20 protein-coding genes and 1 tRNA gene are annotated in these 25,263 nt (G+C 69.1%); 10 read left to right on the top strand and 11 right to left on the bottom strand.

Annotated features, from left to right (window positions below):
- Window positions 1-169 precede the first annotated feature (169 nt).
- Together ACTJI2_RS01405 and ACTJI2_RS01410 are read right to left on the bottom strand one after the other, a co-directional pair.
- Window positions 170-712 (bottom strand): response regulator transcription factor, encoded by a 543-nt coding sequence (locus tag ACTJI2_RS01405; RefSeq protein ID WP_141452386.1) that lies wholly within the window; start codon window positions 710-712, stop codon window positions 170-172.
- Complete coding sequence (locus ACTJI2_RS01410; RefSeq protein WP_440840835.1) at window positions 709-1,932, bottom strand: ATP-binding protein; 1,224 nt, start codon at window positions 1,930-1,932, stop codon at window positions 709-711. Before ACTJI2_RS01410 ends, ACTJI2_RS01405 begins: the two co-directional genes overlap by 4 nt.
- A 124-nt stretch (window positions 1,933-2,056) precedes the next feature.
- On the opposite strand from ACTJI2_RS01410, the gene ispG reads away from it, so the two are divergent.
- Complete coding sequence (gene ispG, locus ACTJI2_RS01415) at window positions 2,057-3,322, top strand: flavodoxin-dependent (E)-4-hydroxy-3-methylbut-2-enyl-diphosphate synthase (protein ID WP_318287336.1); 1,266 nt, start codon at window positions 2,057-2,059, stop codon at window positions 3,320-3,322.
- 4 nt (window positions 3,323-3,326) lie between these two features.
- The gene (locus ACTJI2_RS01420) at window positions 3,327-4,010 is read left to right on the top strand and encodes a phosphatase PAP2 family protein (RefSeq protein WP_328805150.1); all 684 of its coding nucleotides are present in this window, start codon (window positions 3,327-3,329) and stop codon (window positions 4,008-4,010) included.
- On the opposite strand, the gene ACTJI2_RS01425 is transcribed toward ACTJI2_RS01420, so the two are convergent.
- Complete coding sequence (locus tag ACTJI2_RS01425) at window positions 3,995-4,345, bottom strand: hypothetical protein (RefSeq protein ID WP_440840836.1); 351 nt, start codon at window positions 4,343-4,345, stop codon at window positions 3,995-3,997. The genes ACTJI2_RS01420 and ACTJI2_RS01425 overlap by 16 nt on opposite strands.
- 173 nt (window positions 4,346-4,518) lie before the next feature.
- Between ACTJI2_RS01425 and ACTJI2_RS01430 the strand changes: the two genes are divergently transcribed.
- Window positions 4,519-5,505, top strand: coding sequence for a DedA family protein/thiosulfate sulfurtransferase GlpE (locus ACTJI2_RS01430; protein ID WP_440840959.1), 987 nt, complete (start codon window positions 4,519-4,521; stop codon window positions 5,503-5,505).
- Window positions 5,506-5,582: 77 nt separating this feature from the next.
- Here the strand turns inward: ACTJI2_RS01430 and ACTJI2_RS01435 are convergent, their stop codons facing one another.
- A complete protein-coding gene (locus ACTJI2_RS01435) occupies window positions 5,583-6,470 on the bottom strand; it encodes a GGDEF domain-containing protein (RefSeq protein ID WP_440840837.1) in 888 nt (295 codons plus the stop codon).
- A 97-nt stretch (window positions 6,471-6,567) separates the two neighbouring features.
- Between ACTJI2_RS01435 and ACTJI2_RS01440 the strand changes: the two genes are divergently transcribed.
- Window positions 6,568-9,270, top strand: coding sequence for a protein kinase domain-containing protein (locus ACTJI2_RS01440; RefSeq protein ID WP_440840838.1), 2,703 nt, complete (start codon window positions 6,568-6,570; stop codon window positions 9,268-9,270).
- A 39-nt stretch (window positions 9,271-9,309) separates the two neighbouring features.
- Here the strand turns inward: ACTJI2_RS01440 and ACTJI2_RS01445 are convergent, their stop codons facing one another.
- The 7 genes from ACTJI2_RS01445 to ACTJI2_RS01475 form a co-directional block, all read right to left on the bottom strand.
- Entirely contained in the window at window positions 9,310-10,218 is a 909-nt protein-coding gene (locus ACTJI2_RS01445) for a DMT family transporter (RefSeq protein WP_183637433.1), read from the bottom strand.
- A 190-nt stretch (window positions 10,219-10,408) separates the two neighbouring features.
- Window positions 10,409-11,449: a UDP-N-acetylmuramate dehydrogenase gene (murB, locus tag ACTJI2_RS01450; protein WP_440840839.1), complete on the bottom strand. Its 1,041-nt coding sequence runs from the start codon at window positions 11,447-11,449 to the stop codon at window positions 10,409-10,411.
- Window positions 11,446-12,501 (bottom strand): quinone-dependent dihydroorotate dehydrogenase, encoded by a 1,056-nt coding sequence (locus ACTJI2_RS01455; protein ID WP_183637429.1) that lies wholly within the window; start codon window positions 12,499-12,501, stop codon window positions 11,446-11,448. Before ACTJI2_RS01455 ends, murB begins: the two co-directional genes overlap by 4 nt.
- A 3-nt stretch (window positions 12,502-12,504) precedes the next feature.
- A complete protein-coding gene (locus tag ACTJI2_RS01460) occupies window positions 12,505-13,275 on the bottom strand; it encodes a class I SAM-dependent methyltransferase (protein ID WP_318287333.1) in 771 nt (256 codons plus the stop codon).
- Between the two features lie 10 nt (window positions 13,276-13,285).
- Complete coding sequence (locus tag ACTJI2_RS01465; protein WP_141452397.1) at window positions 13,286-13,570, bottom strand: DUF4190 domain-containing protein; 285 nt, start codon at window positions 13,568-13,570, stop codon at window positions 13,286-13,288.
- A gap of 25 nt (window positions 13,571-13,595) precedes the next feature.
- The gene (gene amaB, locus ACTJI2_RS01470; protein WP_192198880.1) at window positions 13,596-15,128 is read right to left on the bottom strand and encodes an L-piperidine-6-carboxylate dehydrogenase; all 1,533 of its coding nucleotides are present in this window, start codon (window positions 15,126-15,128) and stop codon (window positions 13,596-13,598) included.
- Window positions 15,129-15,541: 413 nt separating this feature from the next.
- A tRNA-Arg gene (locus tag ACTJI2_RS01475) sits at window positions 15,542-15,618 on the bottom strand.
- 506 nt (window positions 15,619-16,124) lie between these two features.
- Here ACTJI2_RS01475 and ACTJI2_RS01480 point away from each other — a divergent pair.
- From ACTJI2_RS01480 to ACTJI2_RS01505, 6 genes are all read left to right on the top strand, one after another.
- Complete coding sequence (locus tag ACTJI2_RS01480) at window positions 16,125-18,251, top strand: TonB-dependent receptor (RefSeq protein ID WP_440840840.1); 2,127 nt, start codon at window positions 16,125-16,127, stop codon at window positions 18,249-18,251.
- Between the two features lie 350 nt (window positions 18,252-18,601).
- Window positions 18,602-21,109: a bifunctional aspartate kinase/homoserine dehydrogenase I gene (gene thrA, locus ACTJI2_RS01485; RefSeq protein ID WP_440840841.1), complete on the top strand. Its 2,508-nt coding sequence runs from the start codon at window positions 18,602-18,604 to the stop codon at window positions 21,107-21,109.
- A 26-nt stretch (window positions 21,110-21,135) separates the two neighbouring features.
- Window positions 21,136-22,056, top strand: coding sequence for a homoserine kinase (locus tag ACTJI2_RS01490; RefSeq protein WP_183637416.1), 921 nt, complete (start codon window positions 21,136-21,138; stop codon window positions 22,054-22,056).
- Window positions 22,057-22,172: 116 nt separating this feature from the next.
- The gene (gene thrC / locus ACTJI2_RS01495; RefSeq protein ID WP_440840842.1) at window positions 22,173-23,468 is read left to right on the top strand and encodes a threonine synthase; all 1,296 of its coding nucleotides are present in this window, start codon (window positions 22,173-22,175) and stop codon (window positions 23,466-23,468) included.
- A 5-nt stretch (window positions 23,469-23,473) separates the two neighbouring features.
- A complete protein-coding gene (locus ACTJI2_RS01500) occupies window positions 23,474-24,493 on the top strand; it encodes a L,D-transpeptidase (protein ID WP_440840843.1) in 1,020 nt (339 codons plus the stop codon).
- A 56-nt stretch (window positions 24,494-24,549) separates the two neighbouring features.
- Window positions 24,550-25,263 carry a murein L,D-transpeptidase catalytic domain family protein gene (locus ACTJI2_RS01505; protein WP_183637407.1) on the top strand — a complete coding sequence of 238 codons (714 nt, stop codon included), beginning with the start codon at window positions 24,550-24,552 and terminating at the stop codon, window positions 25,261-25,263.

Here is a 25,263-nt window from a genome sequence, read left to right on the forward strand (position 1 = left end):
GCAGCGCGGTTTCATAAACCCGGCGTAGAGCGGAGCTTGCTCCGCTGCGGTGGCCGGTTCTTGTCTTTCACCTTGTGCGCCACCAGTTTCGCGCGCTGGCGCCCGATAACCATTCCGGATGAAAGCGAAAGGCAAAAGCAAACGCCACGGCAGCGGAGCAAGCTCCGCTCTACTCGTCGACCTGTCGGCGTTCGGGGCCGGGGCGTTTCAGCAGCTTGCGCTGCAAAGATCGCCGGTGCATGCCCAACAGACGCGCGGCGGCGGAAATATTGCCATCCGTCTCCGCCAGCGCCTGCTGGATATGCTCCCACTCCAGCCGGTGTAGCGGGGTCATGGTTTCCTCGGGCTCCAGCGGCTCGCTCTTCTGCTCGATGCCGAGCGCGCGCAGGATCGATGACAACGAGGCCGGCTTGGGCAGATAGTCGTCGGCGCCGCGCTTGATCGACTCCACCGCCGTGGCCACGCTGGCGTAGCCGGTCACCAGCAGGATCCGCATGTCCGGACGCAATGCGCGCAGGGGTTCGATCAGGGTCAGGCCGGACGATTCGCCCAGCTTCAGATCGACCAGGGCGAAGTCGGGCGCCTGCTCACGTGCCAGGCGCAGCGCCTCGCGGGGATCCAGGGCGATGCGGGTCTCGATGCCGCGCCGCGCCAGGCTGCGCTGGAGGGTGCGGGCGTACAGTTCGTCGTCGTCGATCAACAGGCCGTTCATGGGAAATCCTTGGTGCCGCGCAACGGCAGGCGGAACCTGACCCGCACGCCGCGTGGCGAGGCGGTCTGCAGGGTCAGCGAACCGCCCAGGCGTTCGACCGTCGCGTGCGAAAGCGCCAGACCCACGCCCATGCCGTCGGGCTTGCTGCTGCGGAACAGGGTATCGGATTGGAAGCGCAGGGTGTCCTGGAAGCCGTCGCCCTCGTCGCGCACTTCGCCGATCAGTTCGCCGCCATCGCAGCGCAGGCGCAGTTCCACCCGGGTGGAACCGGCCTGCTGGCTGGCGTCGGCGGCGTTGTTGAGCAGTGCCTGCAACAGGTGGCCGATCGAGGGATCCACCCGCAGCCGCGGCGGCAGTTCGCCCTCGCGTTGCAGTTCGATGGTCGGACGCACCAGTTGCCAGCGGTGGATGACACGCTCCAGGTCCGCGCCGGTGTTGCGGCCCATCTCGGCGGAGGCGGCCAGCTCGCGCACGCGGTCGCGGCAGATGTCCACCAGTTCGCGCAGGGTGGTGGCATCTTCGCGGATGGCCTCGTCGTCGCACTGCTCGGCGATCTCCTCGCTCAGCAGGGTCATCGTCGCCAGCGGGGTGTTGAGTTCGTGCGCGACCGCCGCGGCGTGGGTGGCCAGGGCGACAATGCCTTCGTTGCGGGCGAAGCGTTCGCGCAGCACCGCCAGTTCGCGTTCGCGCTGGCGCAGCGCGGCCACCAGGCGGGTGGAGAAGTACAGCACCACGCCGACCGACAGCAGGAAGTTCACCGCCATGCCCCACAGGTGCAGGTTGAACGCATTGCCGTGGAAGGCTGGCAACGGCCGGCCGAACACCGCCATCAGCGCATAGCCCACCAGCGAGGCGGCGGCGGTGGCCAGCACCCAGCGCAGCGGCAGGGCCAGCGCGGCCACCGCGATCAGCAACAGGAACATCGGGCTGAACGGGTTGGTGATGCCGCCGCTCCAGCCCACCAGCCAGGCCAGCACCGCCACGTCGACCAGCATGTGCAGGAACGCCACCCCGGCCGAATCCGGCGCCAGCCGGTGGCTGCGCCAGGTGGCGTAGACGTTGAACGCGGCCAGCAGGCCGATGCCGCCCCACAGCGGCGCGACCGGCAGCGGTATGTGCATCAGCTCGGTGGCGACCAGGACGGCCACGGCCTGGCCGATGATGGCGACCCAGCGCAGGTTGCACAGGGTCCGCAGGAAGCTGGGAGAGGAGATCGGCATGCCGACATGCTAGACGATGCCGCAAGCGCGGCCATCCGGTGGACGGCGGTCAGGAGCGCGTCGGGTGAACGGCAGCGTGCCGGCGGGCGCTGCCCGACCCGGTTCCCGGTCTAAAATGGGCGTCATGCACGACGCCGTCAGCCGCCCCACGCCCCCCGCCAACGCCGCCGCCTGGCCCCGCCGCATCACCCATGCCGTCGACATCGGCGGAGTGAAGGTCGGTGGCGGGCAACCGGTGGTGGTGCAGTCGATGACCAACACCGACACCGCCGATATCGCCGGCAGCGTACGCCAGGTGGCCGAGCTCTGGCGCGCCGGTTCGGAAATGGTCCGGCTGACCGTCAACAATCCCGAATCCGCCGCCGCCATCCCGCGCATCCGCGAGAAGCTGGAGATGATGGGGATTACGGTGCCGCTGATCGGCGATTTCCACTACAACGGCCACCAATTGCTGGCCGGCGAACCCGCTTGCGCCGAGGCGCTGGCCAAGTACCGCATCAATCCGGGCAACGTCGGCTTCGGCAAGAAGAAGGACACCCAGTTCGCCCAGTTGATCGAATTCGCCATCCGCTACGGCAAGCCGGTGCGGATCGGCGCCAACTGGGGATCGCTGGACCAGGCGCTGGCCGCGCAGCTGATGGACGAGAACCACCAGCGCGAGCAGCCGTGGGACGCCGGCCGGGTGCTGCGCGAAGCGCTGATCCGCTCGGCGGTGGATTCGGCCGAGCGCGCGGTGGAGCTGGGCCTGCCGCGCGATCGCATCGTGCTGTCGGCCAAGGTCAGCGGCGTGCAGGAACTGATTGCGGTGTATCGCGACATGTCGCAGCGCTCGGAGTTCGCCCTGCACCTGGGCCTGACCGAAGCCGGCATCGGCAGCAAGGGCATCGTCGCCTCGGCGGCGGCGCTGTCGGTGCTGCTGCAGGAGGGCATCGGCGACACCATCCGCATTTCGCTCACGCCCGAGCCGGGTCAGCCGCGCACGCAGGAAGTGATCGTCGCGCAGGAACTGCTGCAGACCACCGGCCAGCGCGCCTTCACGCCGATGGTCACCGCCTGCCCGGGCTGTGGCCGCACCACGTCGGAGTTCTTCCAGGAACTCGCCAAGGTGGTGCAGAACCATGTGCGCGGCAAGATGCCGGAATGGAAGATCAGCCACCCCGGCGCGGAGAACATGACCCTGGCGGTGATGGGCTGCGTGGTGAACGGTCCCGGTGAATCGCGCCACGCCAACATCGGAATTTCCCTCCCGGGCACCGGCGAGGCTCCGGCCGCGCCGGTGTTCATCGACGGCGAGAAGGCGGTGACCCTGCGCGGCGAGAACATCGCCCAGGAGTTCATCGCCCTGATCGACGGCTACGTCGAACGCAAGTACGCGCGTGGCGCCGTCTGAGGTCCTGGCCCAGGGGCTGAACGCCCTGCTCGGATTGTTGCGCGAGCGCGGCCTGCGGATGCTGCTGCTGTTCGCCGGTGTGCTGGCGCCGCTGTGGCTGTTCGTGGAACTGGCCGACGAAGTCCACGAACTGGAGAACTTCTTCTTCGACGATCCGCTGCTGTGGCGGATGCACGCACTGGCCTCGCCGGCGCTGGATCGCTTCTTCGTCGGGATTTCGGCGGCCGGCTACCAGTACGGGGTGATACCGGTCGACATCGCTATCGTGCTGGGCCTGCTGGCCTGGCGGCGCTGGCGCGAGGCGTTGTTCGCGGCGTCCTCGTTCATCGGTTCGGCGCTGCTGAACCTGGCGACCAAGCAGTTCTTCCAGCGCGACCGGCCGTCGCTGTGGGATTCGATCGCGCCCGAGCACACCTTCAGTTTCCCGAGCGGGCACGCGATGGGGTCGATGACCCTGGCGATGGTGGTGTTCCTGCTGGCCTGGCGTACCCGTTGGCGCTGGCCGGCGGCGCTGGCCGCGCTCGCCTTCGTCCTGCTGGTCGGCCTGTCCCGGGTCTACCTGGGCGTGCATTACCCCTCGGACATCCTTGGCGGCTGGGCCGCGGGCATGGCCTGGGTGGCCGGCCTGTATATCGTGCTGTACCGCAACGGCGGACCCTGGAAGCGCGTCGCTCAGGCGAACTCGTAGAACTGGAAGCACACCCCTGGCGGCACGATCAGGTGGAACTCGCGCCGGCCCCATGACTTCATTTCCAGTGGCCCGATCTGCGCGGGCAGATCGCGGTACTCCGCGTACAGCGCGTCCAGTCCGGCCACCCCGATGCTGAAGCTGGCATTGCGCGCCCACAGCGGTTCGTTGTTGCGGACCAGGTGGAAGCCGATGCCGTCGCGTTCGATGCCGGCCATGTCGCCTTCCTGCCAGAGCGCCTGGAAACCCATCCGGCCGACGTAGAAATCCAGCGCTTCGGCCAGTGACGGCCCGGCCGGCACCATGGGGGTGACGCTCGCGAATCGGGTGGTCATCGGCGCTCCCTCCCTGCTGACCGCCTCCAGACTAGGAGAACCGCTGGTGGCGTCGCAAGCCGGCGGGCGCAGAACGTAACGGATTGTTGCGATCCGCCCGGCTTGTGGTTGTCCGCGCGCGGCGGGAGGATGGCGGCCTGTGCAAATACCGCGTGGCGCGGATGGATACCGATATGCAGGAGCTGGTCGAGCGGTTCGGCGTCGGACTGGTGTTCGTCAACGTGCTGGCGCTGTCGCTGGGCTTGCCGGTGCCGGCGATGCCGACCCTGATCGTGGTGGGGGCGGGCATCGCCCTGCACGCGGATCCGGCATGGCCGGCGCTGCTCGGCGTGCTGGCGGTCTCCGTCTCGGCCAGCCTGCTGGGCGACGCCGCGTGGTTCTTTGCCGGCCGACGCTACGGCAGCCGCACCCTGCAATCGCTGTGCCGGCTGTCGCTGTCGCGCGACAGTTGCATGAAGCAGACCGAACGCGTCTACGGCCGCTTCGGCATCCGCGTGCTGGCGGTGGCCAAGTTCGTGCCCGGCCTGTCGATGGTCGCGGTGCCGCTGGCCGGCGCGATGCAGGCGGGCCTGCCGCGGTTCCTGCGCTATGACGGGCTGGGCGCGGCGCTGTGGGCGACGGTGGGCCTGGCGCTGGGCGTGATCTTCTCCCGCCAGGTGGAAGGCGTGCTGCTGGCGCTGTCGCAACTGGGCGTCGGCGCGCTGGCGCTGGTGGCGGCGGGGCTGGTCCTGTACGTCGGCTATCGCTGGTGGCGCCGGCGCGCGCTGTTCCGGATGCTGGAAGCCGCGCGCATCGAACCGGCCGCGCTGGACGCGCTGGTGCGCGCGGGGCAGGCACCGGCAATCCTGGACATCCGCGCGCCGGGTTTCCGCGATGTCGATCCCTTCATCATTCCCGGCGCGGTCTTCGCCGATGAGCGCAGGCTGGATGACATCATGGCGACCGTGCCGCGTGATCGCAGGGTTGTCATCTACTGCGCCTGCCCGGACGAAGTGTCCGCGGCCTGGCTGGCCGGCCAACTGCGTCGGCGTGGTTATCTCGACGCGGTTCCGCTGCGCGGTGGCATCGACGCCTGGCGTGCGGCGGGATTGCCGGTCGCGCCGATCGGCGGCGAGGGGACGTTCGGGATTGGGGATTCGAGATTGGGGATGACGGGATGACGGGACAGGGTAGGAGCGCCGTCCCCGGCGCGAGCTCTTGACCTCAGCGTCCCGCGAAAAACCAATACCCCGAAAACTCAATACTGGATGCAGACCCGGTTGCGGCCTTCGCTCTTGGCCCGGTACAGCGCGGCGTCGGCCGCGGCCATCATCCGGCTGCAGGTGTCGCGGCTGGGGGTGAGCGCGGCAATGCCGATGCTGACGGTGATCGACTGTTCGTCGCCGCCGGGCTTGAACACCGCCTCGGCCACCGCCTGGCGCAGGCGCTCGGCGAAACCGAACGCGGCGTCGCCGTCGCATTCGGGCAGCAGCACCGCGAACTCTTCGCCGCCGATGCGCGCGGCGGCATCGTCGTTGCGCACGTGCCTGCGCAGGATGCCGGCGATCTGGCGCAGCACGTTGTCACCGGAGATGTGCCCGTAGCGGTCGTTGATGGGCTTGAACAGATCGACGTCGATGATGCACATCGCCAGCGGACGCTGGTGGCGCATCGCGCGGGCGATTTCGCGCTCGACCGCCTCGATGAAGTGGCGGCGGTTGTAGAGATCGGTCAGCGCGTCGTGGGTGGCGAGCTGGTAGATCTCCTCGTGGTAGTGCGCCTCGACGCTGGCGTGGCTGATGAACTTCAGGATGCACTCGCCCAGGGTCAGGTGATCGCCATCGGTCAGCGTCGCCTCGTGGATTGGCTGGTCATTGAGGCGGGTGGGATTGGTCGCGTCCAGATCGCACACGCGGTATTCGTCGCCTTCGCGCCAGATCCGGCAATGCAGGCGCGACACGCTGCGGTGAGGGATGTGCAGGTCGGCCTCGCGCGAACGTCCGACCACCACCGGTTGCGCGTCGATGTCGGCGCGCCGGCCCAGGCCCTCGCCCTGGATCACCACCACGCAGGCCGAGCGCGAGCCGGACGGACGCGGTCCGTCGCTCAGGATCGTGCGCTGGGTGGTCTCGTGATCGGGCGCCATGCTGCGGCCGCGGGGAGGGAAGGCGTTGAGTGTAGCGGGTCCGCGTGGCGACTGCCGGCGCTTCCGCTACCATGGAGGCACTCCAGGGGGATGTGCCATGAATCCAGCACCGCCATCGGCGGACCCGGAAGCCACCGAGCTTCTGGCGACGCGCCTGTCCGGGCACATGCCCGCGGACGGGCAGACCTTCGCGCCGGGCGCGCGGCTGGGACGCTACCGGCTTGAGGGCCTGCTCGGACGTGGCGGCATGGGCGAGGTGTACCGGGCGGAACAACTGGAACCGGTGCGCCGGACCGTGGCGCTGAAACTGTTGCGCGGCCATCGCGTGGAAGCTCGCCACCTGGCCTATTTCGAGATCGAACGGCAACTGCTGGCACAGATGCGGCATCCGGCCATCGCCCAGATCTACGACGCCGGCGCCACCGACGACGGCGTGCCGTTCTTCGCCATGGAGTTCAGCGAGGGGCGGCCGGTCACCGTGTTCTGCGCGGAGGAGGGACTGGATCTGCGCGAACGGCTGGCATTGTTCATCCGCATCTGCGAAGGCGTCCAGCACGCCCATCACAAGGGCGTGATCCACCGGGATCTGAAACCCGGCAATATCCTGGTCGACCGCATCGACGGCCGCGCCGCGCCCAAGATCATCGACTTCGGCATCGCCACCGCCACCTCGCGCGCGCTGGCCGGCATGCAGGAGCGCGCCGGCACCCCGGACTACATGAGCCCGGAACAGGCCGAGGGCGACCTTGCCACGCTCGATACGCGCAGCGACGTCTACTCGCTGGGCGTGCTGCTGCACGAACTGCTGACCGGCAGCCGACCCGGCGTGCGCGACGGCGGCACCGCCGATGGCGGCGTCCTGCGCCTGCCGTCCGAGCAACTCGCCGCGCAGTCGACCGCGGCCACGCCGGCGGGCGATATCCACCGCCTGCGGCGCGCATTGCGCGAGGAACTGGACTGGGTGGTCGCCAAGGCGATGGCCCATGATCGCAATGCACGCTATGCATCGGTCGCCGAACTGGCCGCGGAACTGCAGCGGTTCCTGGAGGGCGCGCCGCTGGCGGCGGTGCCGCCGACCCGCCGCTACCGCTGGTCGCGCTTCTTCGCCCGCCACCGCACCGCGCTGGTGGCCGCGGCGGTGGTCGGGCTGGCGCTGCTGGGTGGTCTTGCGGTGTCGGTGTATGGCCTGATGCAGGCGCGTGCGCAACGGACGATTGCCGAGCAGCGCAGCGCGGAACTGGAGAAGGTAGCCGCGTTCCAGCAATCGATGCTGGAAGGCATCGACATCGAGGCCATGGGGGGCGGCCTGGCCGGCGGCATGCGCGACCAGATCGCCGCAGCCGATCCATCCGTCCGCGCCTCGCTGGAACAACTGCTGGCCGGGATCAACACCGCCGATCTGGCACGCGGCATGATCGATCGTGATCTGCTGGCCAGCGCCGAGGCCGCCATTGATCGCGACTTCGCCCGGCAGCCGGCGCTGGCCGCCAACCTGCGTGAATCGGTCGCACGCGTCTATGCGGCCCTGGGCATGAGTCCGCAGGCCGCGCGGGAATTCGGCAAGGTCGCCGACTACCGCGCCGGCCAGTCCGGCGAAGCCGACCGGACGACGCTGGCCGCGCGCCTGGAGCAGGCAGAAGCGCTGCTCGGCGCGGCCGAGGTGGACGCCGCCGCGGCCATCATCGAACGCGCGCAACCGCTGGCGCGGCCGCTGCCGTTGAACGATCCCACCCGCGCCGGACTGGAGATCGCCCAGGCCAGCCTGCTGTCCGCGCGCGGCGAGCGCGAACGGGCCAAGACCCTGCTGCAGTCGCTGCACGAGCGGTTGGCGAAGCAGGCGGGCGATCGCGATCCCGCGGCGATGGATGCCCTCAACGCGCTGGCCGACATGCAACGCGCGGTCGGCGAGATGGCCGATGCGCGGGCGAACATGGAAAAGCTGCTGCCGTTGCGGGTGGCGGTGCAGGGCGCCGAACACAAGGACACCCTGGCGGCCACCGGCAACCTGGCGGTGATGCGGATGATCACCGGCGAGAAGGAAGGCGCGGTCAAGTTGCAGCGCGAACTGCTGGCGATACAGACCCGCCGGCTCGGCAACGATCATCCGCTGACGCTGCATGCGCGCGGCACGCTGGCCAGCATGCTGGCGGACTCCAACGCCGCCGAGGAAGCGTTGCCGATGATGAAGGCGGTGCTGGCCGGGCGCGAGCGCGTGCTCGGGCCGCTGCACCCGCAGACCATCCGCGCGCGGCTGAACCTGGCCACGACCTACGCGCGGCTGGACGACTACGCCGCCGCGCTGCCGCTGGAGCGGCAGGTGCTGGAGCAACGGACCCGCTTGTTGGGCGCCAATCATCCGGACACCCTGTCGATCCTGATCAACCATGCCGGCACCCTGCTGCGCGACGGCCATCCGCAGCAGAGCCTGGCGCTGCTGCGCGACGGACTGCCACTGGCGCGCGATGTGCTGGGAATGAAGCACCCACAGGCCCAGCGCGCCTTGCTGATCCGTGGCGATGCGGCGCGCACGCTGGGCGATGCGCCGCTGGCGCTGGCGTCCTATCGCGAAGTGGTCGAGGTCCGCAGTCGCCTGCTCGGGGAACAACACCCGGAAACGCTGCATGCGATCTGGACGCTGGCCACCGCCGAAGCGGGCTTTGGCCACCGCGAACAGGCGCAGGCGCTGCGCCGGCAATACCTGGAGCCGCTGCTGGCGGCCAGCCCCGATACCCTGAGCGAACCGCTGGCCGCGCTGGCCGATGCCATCCGCGAAGGGCGCCCGCCGACAGGATTCAAGTAAGGCGGGAGAGCATGCGCGTCGCGTCGTCGCGGACGCGCCTCACTCGCCCGGCTTGGCCGCCGAACTGGCCGCCTCGGAGGCGGCCTTGCGCGACAGCACCGCCTCGCGATGGGCGATGTAGGCGTTGGCGCCGAAAATGATCGCCGCGCCCAGCAGGGTCCAGCGATCCAGGCTTTCGTCGAACAGCCACCAGCCGAACACCGCCACGACCGGCAGCTGCATGAAGCTGATCGGCGTGAGCGCGGAAACCTCGCCCAGCTTCAGCGCACGGGTCCACAGCATGTGCCCGCCGGTGCCCATCACGCCGGCGGCGATCACCCACAGCCAGGTGATGCCCTGCGGCCATTCCCACACGCTCAGCGCGGGTACCAGCGACATCGGAACCCACAGCAGGGTGGTGTAGAGGACGATGCGATCGGCCGGCTCGGTCTGCGACAACTGCTTGATCTGGATCGCCACCAGCGCGCTCATCACCGCTGCCAGCACCGCGATCATGGCGTCCATGCTGAACTCGGCGGTGCCGGGACGCACGATGATCAGTACGCCCAGGAAACCCAGCACCACCGCGGTCCAGCGGCGGGCGCGGACCTTTTCGTTGAGCATGGCCGCCGCGGCCAGGGTGACGAACAGCGGGGTGGAGTAGGACAGCGACACCGCCTGCGCCAACGGCAGGTGGCCGATGGCCCAGAAGCCGGCCAGCATCGAGCAGATACCGATCACGCAGCGGAACAGGTAGCGCGGGAAATGCTGGGTCTTCAGCAGCCCCGGCCCGTGCTTGACCAGCAGCGGCAGCGCCGCCAGCAGGCCGAAGAAATTGCGGAAGAACGCAATCTCGAAGGTGTGCAGGCTGGCCGAGGCCAGCCGGATCGCGACCACCATCATCGCGAAGAACATCGTGCTGGCCAGCATCAGCGCTGCGGCGCGGAAGTGGACGGGAATGGCGGGCATCAGGCTTCCACGAAGGCGGGGCACGCCGGGCCGAATGCCGGCATGCGCGGGAGAAAACGACGAAGGAAACACAGCCATCGCGCGGCGACGCGGTTTGGACGCCACGCGCGGATCCCGCCCCGCCCTCCGCTCCGCGCGCTCCGGGGGAGCGGGCGGGAACGACGCGGGGCGGGAGCGGTGACGCGCATGGCTACCAGCGCGCTCCGATGATGCGGGGCTCGGGTTCGATGGCGACGCCGAACCGCGTGGCGACCGAGTCGGCGATGCGGCGGGCGAGGGCGAGCAACTGGGCGCCGGTGGCGCCGCCATGGTTGACCAGGACCAGCGCGTGCGAGGCGGCCACGCCGGCATCGCCGTCGCGGTGGCCCTTCCAGCCGCAGGCGTCGATCATCCAGGCGGCGGAAATCTTGCGGGTGTCCGGCGCGTCGCCGCGGAACACCGGCAGGCCAGGATGCGCGGCCTGCAGGGTTTCGGCCAATGCCGCCGGCACGATCGGATTCTTGAAGAAGCTGCCGGCGTTGCCGATCACCACCGGGTCCGGCAGCTTGCGGCTGCGGATCGCGATCACTGCTTCGGCGACGTCGCGCGCATCCGGCCGGGCGATGCCCATCGTCGCCAGTTCCTCGCCGAGGCCGGCGTAGTCCAGCCGCAGCGCGGGCGCGCGCAGCAGGTCCAGCTCCACCGCGGTGACGATGTAGCGGTCCGGCTGGTGCTTGAACACGCTGTCGCGATAACCGAACGCGCAGGCGCCGCGGTCCAGCCGGCGCAGGACGCCTTCGTGGCGATCCCAGGCTTCCACCGCGTGGATGAATTCGCCGACTTCCACGCCATAGGCGCCGATGTTCTGGATCGGCGCGGCGCCGGCGGTGCCGGGAATCAGCGCGAGGTTTTCCAGCCCGCACAGCCCCTGTTGCAGCGACCACATCACCAGCGCGTGCCAGGGCACGCCCGCTTCGGTGCGCACGCGCGCGTGGGTGGCGTCCTGGGACAGCACGCGGGTCGCGGCGGCGGTCAGCGCCAGCACCGGTCCCTCGGCGTCGCCGGCGAACAACAGGTTGCTGCCGCCGCCCAGCACCAGCAGGGATGTCTCGGCGATTTCCGGCCGCGCCAGCAGTTCCGGCAGCGCGGCGGTGTCGTCCAGTTCGATCAGCCAGGGCGCGCGCGCTTCCACCCCGAAGGTGTTGCGATTGCGCAGCGAGGCGTCGCGGATCAGGCGCCAGGGAAGACTCATTCCGGCGCCACCGCGCCACGGCTGGGTGCCTCGCGGCGGCGGCGGATGGCATCGACGCACTCGCCGATGAGTTCCGGCCCGCGATAGACCATGCCGGAATAGACCTGCACCAGCGAAGCGCCCGCGGCCATCTTGGCCACCGCATCGGCGCCCGAGAGGATGCCGCCCACGCCAATCAGCGGAATCCGGTCCGGCAGGCGGGTGCGCAGCCGGCGCAGCACCAGGGTCGACTGTCCCATCAGCGGCGCGCCGGACAGGCCGCCGGTCTCGTGGGCCAGCGGATCGTCCTGCACGCTGATGCGCGAGACGGTGGTGTTGGTGGCGATGACGCCGTCCACGCCCAGATCGCCGAGCACGCGTGCCACCGCGTCGATGTCGTCGTCGGACAGGTCCGGCGCGACCTTGACCAGCATCGGCACCCGCCGGCCGTGTTGTGCGGCCAGATCCTCCTGCGCCTCGCGCAGGCTGCCGATCAACTGGCGCAGTGCCTGCTCCTCCTGCAGTTCGCGCAGGCCGGCGGTGTTGGGCGATGAGATGTTGACGGTGATGTAGTCGGCCAGCGGATAGACCCGTTCCAGGCAATACAGGTAGTCCGAGGCGGCGCGTTCGTTGGAGGTGTCCTTGTTCTTGCCGATATTGATGCCGAGCACGCCGCTGCGGCGGCGGATCCGCTCGATATTGCGCACCAGCGCGTCGACGCCTTCGTTGTTGAAACCCAGCCGGTTGATCACCGCCTGATGCGCGGGCAGCCGGAACATGCGCGGTTTCGGGTTGCCCGGCTGCGGGCGCGGCGTGACCGTGCCCACCTCTACGAAGCCAAAGCCCAGCCCGAACAGCGCCTCGACGTGGGCGCCGTTCTTGTCCAGGCCGGCGGCCAGGCCGACCGGGTTGGGGAAGGTCAGCCCCAGCAGCTTGGTCGGCAACGGCTGCGGCGGCCGCGCCAGCAGCGGGATCGTGCCGGTCCGGTAAGCCGTCTCGATGGCCTTCAGTCCGAGGCCGTGGGCGCGTTCGGCGTCAAAGCCGAACAGGAAGGGGCGAGCGAGTTTGTACATGGATCAGTGCAGGGTGCCCACGAACACACGGGTCAGGTAGTCGAAGTGGATCATGCCCTGTTCGGCGTGCGTATCGAATACCCGGCGCAATTCCGCCCGCATCGGCTCGTGCCGGGGATCCCCGGGCGGGGGTGTGGAGGAGGAGGAGCGCAGGCGGCCGTACAGGGCGTCGAAATCCAGCGGCTGGGCATGCGGGAAGCGCGCCATCGCGCGGAAACCCGGCCCGAACCAGGCCTGCATGGCGTCGTCGTCGGGGTGGCGTTCGGCAACCCGCGCATAGTCCTCGCCGTGGGCGTGCAGCAGGGCCTCGTAGTCGCGCAGGAACGGCGAGGCGTCGGGGAGGCGGCTGTTCCAGAACACGCAGGCCAGGCCGTCGGGGCGCAGGATGCGCGCCCATTCGCGGCGGGTCGCATCCGGTTCGAACCAATGGAAGGCCTGGGCGCTGGATACCAGATCGATGCTGGCCGGCTCCAGTCCGGTAGCCTCGGCGCTGCCGTCGGTCGTGCCCAGGCCGGGCTCGCCGGCCAGATCCGCCACCAGCGCCTCGCGCATGGCGGCATTGGGTTCCACCGCGATCACCGGGTGGCCGCGCCGTAGCCAGGCGCGGGTGGCGATACCGGTGCCGGCGCCGATGTCTGCAACCCGCGCGCCGGGTGGCACGCCCTGTTCGCGGTGCAGCCAGTCGAACAGGGCGTCCGGGTAGCCGGGCCGGTAGCGGACATAGTCCGCGACCCGGTTGCTGAAGCGTAGTGCGCTGTCGCCGGCGCCGGTCACCGGGCCCGGCTCACTGGCTCAGCGTGCCCAGCCACACCAGGCCGCCGAAGAACAGCACGAACACCAGGATGCCGATGATCCACAGGACGACCGACAGCCAGCCCAGGATCAGCCCGGCCACCGCGAACCCGTCGCCGTCCAGGCGCTGCGGCTCGCGACGGATTTCGGCCCGCGCCATGTGGCCGGTGATGATCGCGCCGATGCTGCCCAGGAAGGGCAGCAGGCTCCAGCCGAGGATGCCGGCGATCAGGCTGATGATGGCCAGGGTGCTGGTCTGGCGGGCGGGTGCGTTCATCGGCGTCCTTTTCCTTTCTCGGGGCTCAGAGGTCGAACTTTATACCCTGCGCCAGCGGCAGCGAGTCGGAATAGTTGATGGTGTTGGTCTGGCGGCGCATGTAGACCTTCCACGCATCCGAACCGGATTCGCGGCCGCCGCCGGTTTCCTTCTCGCCGCCGAACGCGCCGCCGATCTCGGCGCCGCTGGTGCCGATGTTGACGTTGGCGATGCCGCAGTCCGAGCCGGCCGCCGACAGGAACTGCTCGGCCGCCTTCAGGTTCTGGGTGAAGATCGACGAGGACAGGCCCTGCGGCACGCCGTTCTGCATGTCGATGGCCTCGTCCAGGGTCTTGTACTTCATCACGTACAGGATCGGCGCGAAGGTCTCGTGCTGGACCACCTCGTCGGAGTTCTTCAGGCCGGTGACGATGGTCGGCAGGACGAAGTTGCCGGGGCGATCGATCGCGGTGCCGCCGGTCTCGACCTTGCCGCCGCTGGCCTTGGCCTTCTCGACCGAAGCGAGGAACTGCTGCACCGCGCCCTGGCTGTTGAGCGGTCCCATCAGGTTGGCCGGGTCGGTGGGATCGCCGATCTTGCCCTCGACCTGCTTGTAGGCCTTGATGAGGGTGGACAGCACGGTGTCGTAGATGGATTCGTGCACGATCAGGCGGCGGGTGGTGGTGCAGCGCTGGCCGGCGGTGCCGACCGCGCCGAACACGATGCCCGGGATCGCCAGCTTCAGGTCGGCGGTTTCGTCCAGGATGATCGCGTTGTTGCCGCCCAGTTCCAGCAGGCTGCGGCCCATGCGGCGGGCCACGCGCTCGCCGACGGTGCGGCCGACCTGGGTCGAACCGGTGAAGCTGATCAGCGGGATGCGCTTGTCGTCGACGAACTGCTGGGCCAGCTCGATGCCGGCGTCGTTGATCAGGAAGAAGATGTCCGGGAAGCCGCCGGCCTTCAGCGCGTCATTGCAGATCTTCATCGACGCGATCGCGGTCAGCGGGGTCTTGTTGGACGGCTTCCAGATGCATACGTCGCCGCAGATCGCGGCCAGGAACGAGTTCCACGACCACACCGCGACCGGGAAGTTGAACGCGCTGATGATGCCGACCAGGCCCAGCGGCTGGTACTGCTCGTACATCCGGTGGCCGGGACGCTCGGAGTGCATGGTGTAGCCGTACAGCATGCGGCTCTGGCCGACCGCGAAGTCGGCGATGTCGATCATTTCCTGCACTTCGCCATCGCCCTCGGGCTTGCTCTTGCCCATTTCCAGCGCGACCAGCGAGCCCAGCGCGTCCTTGTGCTTGCGCAGCGCCTCGCCGCACAGGCGCACGGCTTCGCCGCGGCGCGGGGCCGGGGTGGTGCGCCAGACCTTGAAGGCTTCCTGCGCCCGCGCGACCACGGTTTCGTAGTCGGCCTGGCTGCTGGCATGGACCTCGGCAATCACCTCGTTGGTGGTCGGATTGATCGACTGCAACAGGCCGGCGTCGGTGGTCGTCGACCACTCGCCGCGGCCCAGGTAGGTGCCGGAGTTGGTCTTGCCAAGGCCGAGTGCCTTGAGGATGTCTGCGGGCATGGAGCGCTCCAGAAAAGATTCGAAAAAGGCGCGGCGCGACCTGCGCCGGCGGGCCGCCGATTTTAGCAGAGCGATCCCGTCGGCCCGCCTGGATCCGGGCCTTCCGTGGATGTGCTGAGCGGCTTGTTCGATTCGCCGAGTCTGCGGGCTTCCGGCAACCCGGATTTCGGCGATTCGCCGAGCGTGACGGCGCATCGATGGTGTCGCGATGCGGACCGGTGGCGCATGGCGGAGCGGCTACCTCGCCCCGGACCCGGGCATGACCCGCCGGGATCGATGTCTTCGCGGCGGTGGCATCGAGTGGGGTGGCGGGAGGGGTTTCCTGCCCGTGGGCGCCGCGACCGCGCGAACTGCCGGCATCGCTGCGGCTCGCCCCGGCAGGGCCGGAAGGGCGCCGCTAAGTGCTTGAAAGATGGCGGCCCCGGCGCGATTCGAACGCACGACCTTCCCCTTAGGAGGGGGACGCTCTATCCAGCTGAGCTACGGGGCCATGGCCGGCATTCTCGCATGAAGGGGCGGATGGGGCGACCGGCCCCGGCATGGCGTGGCCGCGCCGCGCCGGCGGGCATTTCAGAAATGACGCCCAGCTTCGTCTCAATGCCGAGCGACTCCCCGACGGGAGGAGATGGGACGCACGCCGGGCACGACCATCCGTGTCGTGGATGTCCGGATGTCATTTCTTCCTCATCCAGTGTCGCGACGTTTCCTCGCGCGAATGCGAAGTGCGGGAGCGGCTTTTCCGCCTCGCAGCGAACGAAAATTCGCTGCGAGGCGAAGTCGTGCCTGGACAAAAATTGACCACATCGAATTGTGCCGAATTCCGTGCGCAATCCCGTCATCGCCGACTAGATGTCGAATGCATGACAAAAAGAATATTGAAGACGGGGCAGCGCTGACAGCGCAGGAAACGCACCCGCCATGCGACGGAGCCCGGGATTCGTGAGCGGCTCCGGACGCGTTCCGTTTCTACATTCGATATTCCAGGAGAGAGTCGCCGTGGTATCCCTTTGCCATCCGCCATCAGGAACGCTTCGCCATGGACCGGCGCTTACCCGCATCGCCGTCGCACTGGCGATCGCCATCGCGCCGCCATCGGCGCTGGCCCAGGCGGCCGACAACCCGCCCACGCCTGTTGACGCGCAAGCGGGCGTTGCCCGGGCCGCCGACGAGCAGGCCGTGGATCTCGGCTCCGTGACGGTCACCGCGCGCAAGCGCGACGAACGCAACCTGGACGTGCCGATCGCGGTGACCGCGATCACCGGCGAACAGATCGATGCGATGGGCATCGACAACGTCGGCGACGCGATTTCGTTCTCACCCGGCGCGGCGGCGTACGATGCCGGCGGCGCGTTCACCTACATCCAGATCCGCGGCGCGTCCGCGCGCCAGGGCAGCAACGAGAACGGCTACTACCTCGACGAAGTGCCGTTCAACGGCGTGACCGTGCCCTGGTATCCGGAAACCCGCTCGTTCGACATCGAGCGCATCGAGATCCTCAAGGGGCCGCAGGGCACCCTGTTCGGCGAGGGATCCATGGGCGGCACGGTGCGGGTCATCACCCGCAAGCCCGAGTTCAACAGCTTCCGCGCGGGCGTGGAAACCTCGTACAGCAACACCGAGGGCGGCACCGACGGCTGGGGTGTCAAGGCAATGGTGAACGTGCCGCTGGTGGACGACACCCTGGCGATGCGCTTCGGCGTCACCGACGAGTCCCTTTCGGGCTGGCTGAGAAACCGCCAGACCGGCGAGGAGAACATCAACGAACAGCGCATCAGGACCGGCCGCGCCAAGCTGCGCTTCGCGCCGAACGAGCGCTTCAACCTCGATCTTTCGTACTGGAAGTTCAAGGCGCATTCGCCGGGCGGATTCGAGGCGGCCTACGACGACATGAGCGTGGATTCCTACTACGACGTGCGCAACGAATGGGATTCCGGCAGCCTGACCGCCAGCTATGCCTTCGACGATTCGCAACTGCTGTACGTGTTCTCGAACGGCAGCCTGTGGCGCGGGCTGAGCGGCATGATCAACCCGACAACGGCCTATGCGGGCACGGTCGACATCGGCGTGCGCACCCATGAACTGCGCTGGTCCTCGACCGGCGACCGCGCGGTGGACTGGACGATGGGCTACTACCTGCGCAAGGCGATACGCCGGGATTCGTCCGCCATGACCGGTCTGTCGCCGACCCGGTCCTCGCAGACCAATGACTCGTTCTCGCTGTTCGGTGAGGCTACCTGGCACATCAACGAAAAATGGGCCGCGACCGCCGGCGTCCGCTACTTCGAGGACAAGGTCGATTCGATGGATGTCAGCGACACCACGCGCAATACGCTGCAGAAGACCTTCACCAACACCAGTCCGCGCTTCAGCCTGTCCTACGCGCTGAACGAAAATTCAACCCTCTACGCGAGCGCGGCCAGTGGTTACCGGTCCGGCCAACTGCAGCCGATTACCTCGATCGAACTGGCCGAGCAGGCCGGAATCGATCTGCCGGTCGGCACCAAGCCGGATGCGATCTGGAGCTACGAGCTGGGCTACAAGGCCGTGTTCGACGAGGGACGGCTGTTGCTGGAGACCGCGGTGTTCTACAGCGACTGGAAGGACGTGCCGGTCTACATGTCGCTGGCCGACGGCCTGTACAGCGGCATCCTCAATTCCGCCGGCTCCACCCAGAAAGGCGTGGAACTGGGGATCACCTGGATGCCGAACCGTTCGTGGGCGTTCAACTTCGGCGGCAGCGTGATCGACGCGGTCTACAAGGAGGACCTGGAAGGCACCCAGTTCCACAAGGGCACCCCGGTGTTCAACGTGCCCAGGACCACGTTCAGCGGCGGGGTGGCCTACAACTGGCCGGTCGGCGATTCGCTCAAGGGCATCGCCCGCAGCGACCTGATGTACCACTCGCGGCGCGAGACCTCGGCCACTGCCGGCACCGAAGGCGGCGATGCGATCACCCGGCTGGCCGCGCGGGTCGGGCTGGAATCGCCCAGTGGCTGGTCCGCCTACCTGTTCGGCGAGAACCTCACCGACGAGGACGGTGCCACCGACGCCCGCAGCATGACCGGCGCGGCGACCCGGCTGCGGCCGAGGACCTTCGGCGTCGAGTTCCGTTACAACTATTGACGGAACACCCCTCCCGGCCGGGCCGGGAGGGGGACGGGCAGGGCTGTCGACGTCATTGATGCAACGCAGCACTTGACAGCCCGCCCGCTCTTCGTGTCCTCTACGGACATGCGCCCGAACGCCCCGTCCACCGTCGATTCCGCACGCCCGGCCCCGTCGCCGGCGGGGCGTTTCGCGTGCACCGGGGCTGCCTCGGCCGCCACCACTACCACCACCATTACCACCCCGATTAGCAGGGTGCGGCTGGTTGTGTTCGCGTAATTCGCAAATCACGGCCCCGCACCCGAATCAGGATGCGGGGGAGCCCAAAGCCTGATCCGTGTACCGGGCCTCCTATCGAGGTTCCGTCCATGTCGTCCAGCGTCGCCGCTCCACCCCAGCTTCCGTCCAAAACGCCGCAGTCCGCCACGGTCGTGCACAAGTTCGGCGGCACTTCCGTGGCCGACGCGGAACGCTATCGCCATGTCGCCCAGTTGCTGCTGGCGCGCGAGGAGGTCCAGCAGATCACCGTGGTCTCGGCGATGAAGGGCGTCACCGATGCGCTCATCGTCCTGGCCGAACTGGCGTCCGGCAATCTGGCCGAATGGCGCGATCGCTGGCACGAACTGCGCGCGCGCCACCGCGGCGCGGCGGTCGCGCTGCTGGCCGAGGACGCGGGTCCCACCCTGGAATGGATGGACGCGCGCTTCGACGAACTGGCCGAAATCCTCGGCGCGCTGGCGGTGATCGGCGAGTTGCCGCGCGAGGTGCTGGATCGGGTGCAGGGCCTGGGCGAAGTGTTTTCCGCGCATCTGCTGGGCGAGTACCTGCGGGGGCGCGGCGAGGATTGCGCGGTGCTGGATGCGCGCGACGTGCTGGTGGTGGACCGCGGCGATCTGGGCGTGGACGTGGATTGGCTGCAGAGCGCGCAGCGATTGTCGGACTGGCGCGCCGGACACCCGCAGCGGCGGCTGGTGGTCACCGGTTTCGTCGCCCGCGATCGCTCCGGCCGCATCACCACGCTGGGCCGCAACGGCAGCGACTACAGCGGTGCGATTTTCGCGGCCCTGTTCAACGCCGACGAACTGCACATCTGGACCGACGTGGACGGCGTGTTGTCGGCGGATCCGCGGGTGGTGCCGGAGGCCGTGCAGCTCAGCGCGCTCAGCTACGACGAAGCCTGCGAACTGGCCTATTTCGGCGCCAAGGTCGTGCATCCGCAGACGATGTCGCCGGCCATCGAGCGTGGCCTGCCGATCGTCATCCGCAACACCTTCCATCCCGAGCATCCGGGCACCCGCATCACCGCCGCCAGCGACGCGCACGGCCCGGTGAAGGGCCTGACCCTGAGCCCGGATCTGGCGGTGCTGAACCTGGAAGGCACCGGCCTGATCGGCGTGCCGGGCACCGCCGAGCGCGTGTTCGCCGCATTGCGCGACGCGCGGGTGTCGGTGGTGATGATTTCGCAGGGGTCCTCGGAGCATTCGATCTGCTGCGTGGTCAGGAGCGCCGAGGCGCAACGGGCGCAGAACGCGCTGCTCAATGCGTTCGCCCATGAACTGACCATCGGCCAGGTCCAGCGCGTGCAGCGCACCGACGGGGTCAGCGTGCTGGCCGCGGTCGGTGACGGCATGGCCGGCCAGCCCGGCGTGGCCGCGCGCCTGTTCGAGGCGCTGGGACGGGCGCGGGTCAACATCCTGGCGATCGCCCAGGGCTCGTCGGAACGCAACATCTCGGTGGCCATCGACAGCGCCGACGCGACCAAGGCCTTGCGCGCCGCGCACGCGGGCTTCTGGCTGTCGCCGCAGACCTTCTCGGTCGGCGTGATCGGCCCGGGCAACGTCGGCGCCACCCTGATCGAACAATTGCGCGCGGCCCAGCCGCAATTGCTGGGCAAGGCCAACCTGGATCTGCGCCTGCGCGCGATTGCCTCCAGCCGCAAGATGCTGCTGGACGAGCGCGGCATCGGTGCCGACTGGCGCGAACGCTTCGAGGCCGGCACGCAGGAGGCCGATCTGGATCGCTTCACCGCCCATCTGCTGTCGGCGCACCTGCCGCACGCGGTGATCGTGGATTGCAGCGCCAGCCCGGAAGTGGCCGAACGCTACGCCAACTGGCTGGCCGCCGGCATCCACGTGGTCACCCCGAACAAGCAGGCCGGCGCCGGCCCGCTGGCCCGCTACGAGGCCATCCGCGAAGCCACCGCCGCCAGCGGCGCGCGCTTCCGCTACGAAGCCACGGTCGGCGCCGGCCTGCCGGTGATCTCCACCCTGCGCGATCTGCTCGATACCGGCGATGCGGTGGTGTCGGTCGAAGGCATCTTCTCCGGCACCCTGGCGTGGCTGTTCAACAAGTACGACGGCAGCGTGCCGTTCTCGCAACTGGTCACCGAGGCGCGCGGGCTGGGCTATACCGAGCCGGATCCACGCGACGACCTGTCCGGCACCGACGTCGGCCGCAAGCTGGTGATCCTGGCGCGCGAGGCCGGGCGCTCGCTGGCGCTGGAGGACGTGGCGATCGAGAGCCTGGTGCCGGAAGCGCTGCGCAACGCCAGCGTGGAGGATTTCATGGCCCGGCTGCCGGAAGTGGACGCCGCGTTCGCCCAGCGCCTGGCGCAGGCGAAGGCCGCCGGGCAGGTGCTGCGCTATGTCGCCCGGCTGGACGGCGAGGGCCGGGCGCGGGTCGGGCTGGTCGCGTTGCCGGCGGCGCACGCGTTCGCCAACCTGCGACTGACCGACAACATCGTGCAGTTCACCACCCGGCGTTACTGCGACAATCCGCTTATCGTGCAGGGGCCGGGCGCCGGTCCGGAAGTGACCGCGGCCGGCGTGTTCGCCGATCTGCTGCGGGTGGCCGCCGGACAGGGAGCCAGGCTGTGAAGGAGGAACAGGTGGGAGCAACGGCAATGACCGACACGGCGAGCGCGTTCTCGCCGGCTTCGGTGGGCAACGTGGGGGTGGGATTCGACATCCTGGGCCACGTGATCGAAGGCGCGGGCGATACCGTGCACGTACGGCGCATCGCCGCGCCGGAAGTGCGCATCGCCGACATCCGCGGCGCCACCGTGGATCTGCCGCGCGACGCGCCCGGCAATACCGCCGGCGCGGCGCTGATTTCGCTGCTGGAGGCGGAACATCCCGGCTTCGGTTTCGAAATCGAGATCGAAAAGGGCATCCCGCTGGGATCCGGCATGGGTGGTTCGGCCGCATCGTGCGTGGCCGCGTTGGTGGCCGCCAACGCGCTGCTGCCACGGCCGCTCTCGCGCGAGGCGCTGTATCCGCATGCGCTGGTCGGCGAAGCCGTCGCCAGCGGCGGGCGTCATGGCGACAACCTCGGGCCGATGCTGCTGGGTGGTCTGGTGCTGTCGACCGCGGATCGGCTGGTGCCGATTCCGGTGCCCGAGGCGTGGCATTGCGTGCTGGTGCATCCGGACGCGGTGCTGGAAACCCGGCGCGCGCGTGCGGCACTGGCCGGCGCCTACGAACTGAAGGAATTCGTCGCCCAGAGCGCGCATCTGGCGCTGCTGCTGGCCGGCTGCCAGCGCGGCGATGCGACGCTGGTGCGCGAAGGGCTCAACGACGTGCTGATCGAACCGCGCCGCGCGCCGCTGATCGGCGGTTTCGACGCGGCCAAGGCGGCGGCGCTGGCGGCCGGTGCGATGGGCGCCAGCATTTCCGGCGCCGGACCCAGCGTATTCGCCTGGTTCGAGTCCCGCGCCCGGGCCGAAGCGGCGGCGCCAGGCATCCAGGCGGCGTTCGCGGCCGCGGGTTTCGACAGCCAGGCCTGGGTGTCGCCGATCGCGGCGCCGGCGGCGCGGTTGCTGTAGCGCGCGGATCTTTCGCTGACGGCGCGGCCGGTGTTAAGCCGCCGCCGCCCGCGATCACCGCCAACACGCGGTCGGCCACTTGGGCCACCGGCAATCTCTTCCCCTACGGAAAAACGATGAATTTCATCTCCACCCGCGATGCTTCCGAACCTGCCAGCCTGAGCGCGGCGATTGCCGCGGGCCTGGCGCCCGATGGCGGCCTGTATGTGCCCATGCGACTGCCGGCGTCGCGCACGCTGCGCGCCGGTGCGAACCTGGCCGATACCGCGACCGGGTTGCTGGCGCCATTTTTCGAAGGCGATGCGCTGGAGCCGGAGCTGCCGGCGATCTGCCGCGAAGCTTTCGATTTCCCCGCGCCGCTGAAGCCGCTGGCCACCCCGGGCGATCACGTGCTGGAGCTGTTTCATGGCCCGACCGCCGCGTTCAAGGATTTCGGCGCGCGCTTCCTGGCCGCCTGCCTGGTCCGGCTGCGGCAAGACGGCGCGCAGCCGCTGACCATCCTGGTGGCGACCTCGGGCGACACCGGTGCCGCGGTCGCCGCCTCGTTCCATCGCCAGCCCGGCCTGCGGGTGGTGGTGCTGTATCCGGACGGACGGGTCTCGCCACGGCAGGCGCATCAACTGGGATGTTTCGGCGACAACGTCAGCGCGCTGCGGGTGGCCGGCGCGTTCGACGATTGCCAGGCGTTGGTGAAGCGCGCCCTCAACGACGGCGCGTTGCAGGCGCGAGTGCCGCTGAGTTCGGCCAACAGCATCAGCCTGGGCCGGCTGCTGCCGCAGATGAGCTACTACGCCGACGCGGCGCTGCGCCATCAGGCGTCAACCGGCGAATCGCTCAACCTGGTGATTCCGACCGGCAACCTCGGCAACGCGCTGGCCGCGATCCTGGCGCGCGCGCTGGGCGTGCCGCTGGGCCGGATCGTGCTGGCGACCAACGCCAACCGGGTATTGCCGGATTACTTCGGCGGCGGCGACTACGCACCGCAGGCAAGCGTGGCGACGATCGCCAACGCGATGGACGTTGGCGCGCCAAGCAATTTCGAGCGGTTGCGCTGGCTTTATCGTGACGATGACGCCACATTGCGCGCCGCATTCACCGCGCGCAGCGTGGGCGATGCCGCGATTCGCGAAACCATCGCGCGCCGGCATGCCGATTTCGGCGAAGTGTTCTGCCCGCATACCGCCACCGCGGTGAACGTGCTGGAGCAATTGCGCGCGGCGGGCGAGGGCGGGCACTGGGCGGTCGCCGCGACCGCGCATCCGGCCAAGTTCGAAAGCATCGTCGAGCCGTTGATCGGCCGACCGGTCGAAGTCCCATCGGCGTTGGCGAATCTGCTGGCGCGGCCGGCCCACGCCGATCCGATGCCGGCGGATTACGACGCCTTGCGCGATCGGTTGGCGGCCCTATCCTGAGCGGCATGAAGAAAAGCCTCGTCATCTCCCTGGCCCTGGGCGTCGCCCTCGGCCTGGCCACCACCGCCAGCGCCCAGACCGCGCAGGATGCCAGCCGGCTGAAGCCGGGCGAATACATCTGGGCGCCGCAGGTCGCGCCGGAAGGCCCGGTGGTGCTGGTGGTCAGCCTGGACGAGCAGCGCGCCTACGTGTATCGCAACGGCATCGCGATTGGCGTGTCCACGATCAGCTCCGGCAAGCCAGGCAAGGACACGCCGACCGGCGTGTTCACCATCCTGCAGAAGAACAAGGATCACCGCTCCAACCTCTACAACAACGCGCCGATGCCTTACATGCAGCGGCTGACCTGGGACGGCATCGCCCTGCATGGGGGGCATCTGCCCGGTTATCCGGCCTCGCATGGCTGCGTGCGCCTGCCGCAGGCGTTCGCAGAACAACTGTTCGGCATCACCCAGCGCGGCGACACCGTGGTGGTGGCCAACGCCAAGGCCGCTCCGGCCAGCGTGGTGCACCCGGCGGTACTGGCGCCGGTCACCCGCAGCGGCCAGGCGGTGGCGGCGCCGTTGGGCGAGTTCGAGGTCTATTGGGACGAGGCGGCGGCGCCGCGGGGACCGGTCAGCATCCTGGTCAGCCTGTACGACCGGCGGGTATCGGTGCTGCGCGACGGCGTCCTGATCGGGTCGGCGCCGCTGCAGCGGGTCGGCGATCTGGAACTGAACGGCACCGTGCTGTTCGTGATGACCACGGAGATGGAAGACATTCCCAGCCTGCTGGATCCGCAGCGTCACCAGCACCGCTGGGTCGCCCACCGGGTGCTGGGCGAGGATGGCGCGGCGATGCCCACGTTGCAGGCGCTGGGCCAATCCTTCTGGGTACCGGAGGCGTTCTCGCGCCGCCTGTATGGCATCCTGCAGCCCGGTACCACCGTGCTGGTCTCGGATCTGCCCGGGGTGCGCGCAACGCCGGCCGAACAGCCGGCCGAGCCCGTCTTGGAATCGGATCCCGGCGGCCCCATCCAGCCCTGACGCGATGGCCAGCGGAACGGCGCTCGCTACTTTCCTCCGTTGCCCCGTGGTTCCGTATGCCGCCCCGTTTCCGCCTGCTTTCCCTCGCCAGCCTGCTCGCCAGCGTCGCCTTGCCGGGGCACGCGCAGAACGCACCCGCCACGGGCCTGGTCGACCAGCTCGCGCGCACCGCGCCGAAACTGGATCGCAAGGTGCTTTCGCTCGCCACCCAGGCGATGTCCTGCGCACTGCGCGGCACCGCGCTGCCGCCAACCCTGAGCGTGATCGACTATTCGCGCCCGTCCACCCAGCCGCGCCTGTGGGTGTTCGATCTGGCGCGGCAGCGCCTGCTGTTCGAGGAGTGGGTGGCGCATGGCCGCAACACCGGCGAAAACCTGGCCAGTCGCTTCTCCAATGAAAACGGCAGCTACATGTCCAGCCTGGGCGCCTTCCGCACCCAGGAAGCCTACGTGGGCGGCAATGGCTATTCGCTGCGCCTGGAAGGGCTGGAACCGGGCATCAACGACCGCGCGCGCGAACGCGCCATCGTCATCCACGGCGCGCCCTATGTCAGCGAAACCCTGATCCGCCAGCAGGGGAGGCTGGGCCGCAGCCTGGGCTGCCCGGCGGTGCGCACGGCGGTGGCGCGGCCGCTGATCGACACCATCCGCAACGGTTCGTTCGTATTTGCCTACTATCCCGACCAGGACTGGCTGCGTCATTCTCAGTTGCTCGGCGCGGCCTGCGAAGGCGGCACGGCCGGCACCACCGCCGCGCGCGCCCAACCCTGA

The sequence above is a fragment of the Pseudoxanthomonas sp. 22568 genome, assembly GCF_052044485.1.
GTDB lineage: Bacteria > Pseudomonadota > Gammaproteobacteria > Xanthomonadales > Xanthomonadaceae > Pseudoxanthomonas_A > Pseudoxanthomonas_A beigongshangi.

Coding starts and splice junctions, on each gene's coding strand:
- murB (WP_440840839.1), bottom strand. CDS start 11,449: ATGAGTCTTCCCTGGCGCCTGATCCGCGACGCCTCGCTGCGCAATCGC.
- ACTJI2_RS01500 (WP_440840843.1), top strand. CDS start 23,474: ATGAAGAAAAGCCTCGTCATCTCCCTGGCCCTGGGCGTCGCCCTCGGC.
- ACTJI2_RS01465 (WP_141452397.1), bottom strand. CDS start 13,570: ATGAACGCACCCGCCCGCCAGACCAGCACCCTGGCCATCATCAGCCTG.
- ACTJI2_RS01445 (WP_183637433.1), bottom strand. CDS start 10,218: ATGCCCGCCATTCCCGTCCACTTCCGCGCCGCAGCGCTGATGCTGGCC.
- ACTJI2_RS01425 (WP_440840836.1), bottom strand. CDS start 4,345: ATGACCACCCGATTCGCGAGCGTCACCCCCATGGTGCCGGCCGGGCCG.
- ACTJI2_RS01410 (WP_440840835.1), bottom strand. CDS start 1,932: ATGCCGATCTCCTCTCCCAGCTTCCTGCGGACCCTGTGCAACCTGCGC.
- ACTJI2_RS01430 (WP_440840959.1), top strand. CDS start 4,519: ATGCAGGAGCTGGTCGAGCGGTTCGGCGTCGGACTGGTGTTCGTCAAC.
- ACTJI2_RS01440 (WP_440840838.1), top strand. CDS start 6,568: ATGAATCCAGCACCGCCATCGGCGGACCCGGAAGCCACCGAGCTTCTG.
- ispG (WP_318287336.1), top strand. CDS start 2,057: ATGCACGACGCCGTCAGCCGCCCCACGCCCCCCGCCAACGCCGCCGCC.
- amaB (WP_192198880.1), bottom strand. CDS start 15,128: ATGCCCGCAGACATCCTCAAGGCACTCGGCCTTGGCAAGACCAACTCC.
- thrC (WP_440840842.1), top strand. CDS start 22,173: ATGAATTTCATCTCCACCCGCGATGCTTCCGAACCTGCCAGCCTGAGC.
- ACTJI2_RS01490 (WP_183637416.1), top strand. CDS start 21,136: ATGACCGACACGGCGAGCGCGTTCTCGCCGGCTTCGGTGGGCAACGTG.
- ACTJI2_RS01455 (WP_183637429.1), bottom strand. CDS start 12,501: ATGTACAAACTCGCTCGCCCCTTCCTGTTCGGCTTTGACGCCGAACGC.
- thrA (WP_440840841.1), top strand. CDS start 18,602: ATGTCGTCCAGCGTCGCCGCTCCACCCCAGCTTCCGTCCAAAACGCCG.
- ACTJI2_RS01505 (WP_183637407.1), top strand. CDS start 24,550: ATGCCGCCCCGTTTCCGCCTGCTTTCCCTCGCCAGCCTGCTCGCCAGC.
- ACTJI2_RS01405 (WP_141452386.1), bottom strand. CDS start 712: ATGAACGGCCTGTTGATCGACGACGACGAACTGTACGCCCGCACCCTC.
- ACTJI2_RS01435 (WP_440840837.1), bottom strand. CDS start 6,470: ATGGCGCCCGATCACGAGACCACCCAGCGCACGATCCTGAGCGACGGA.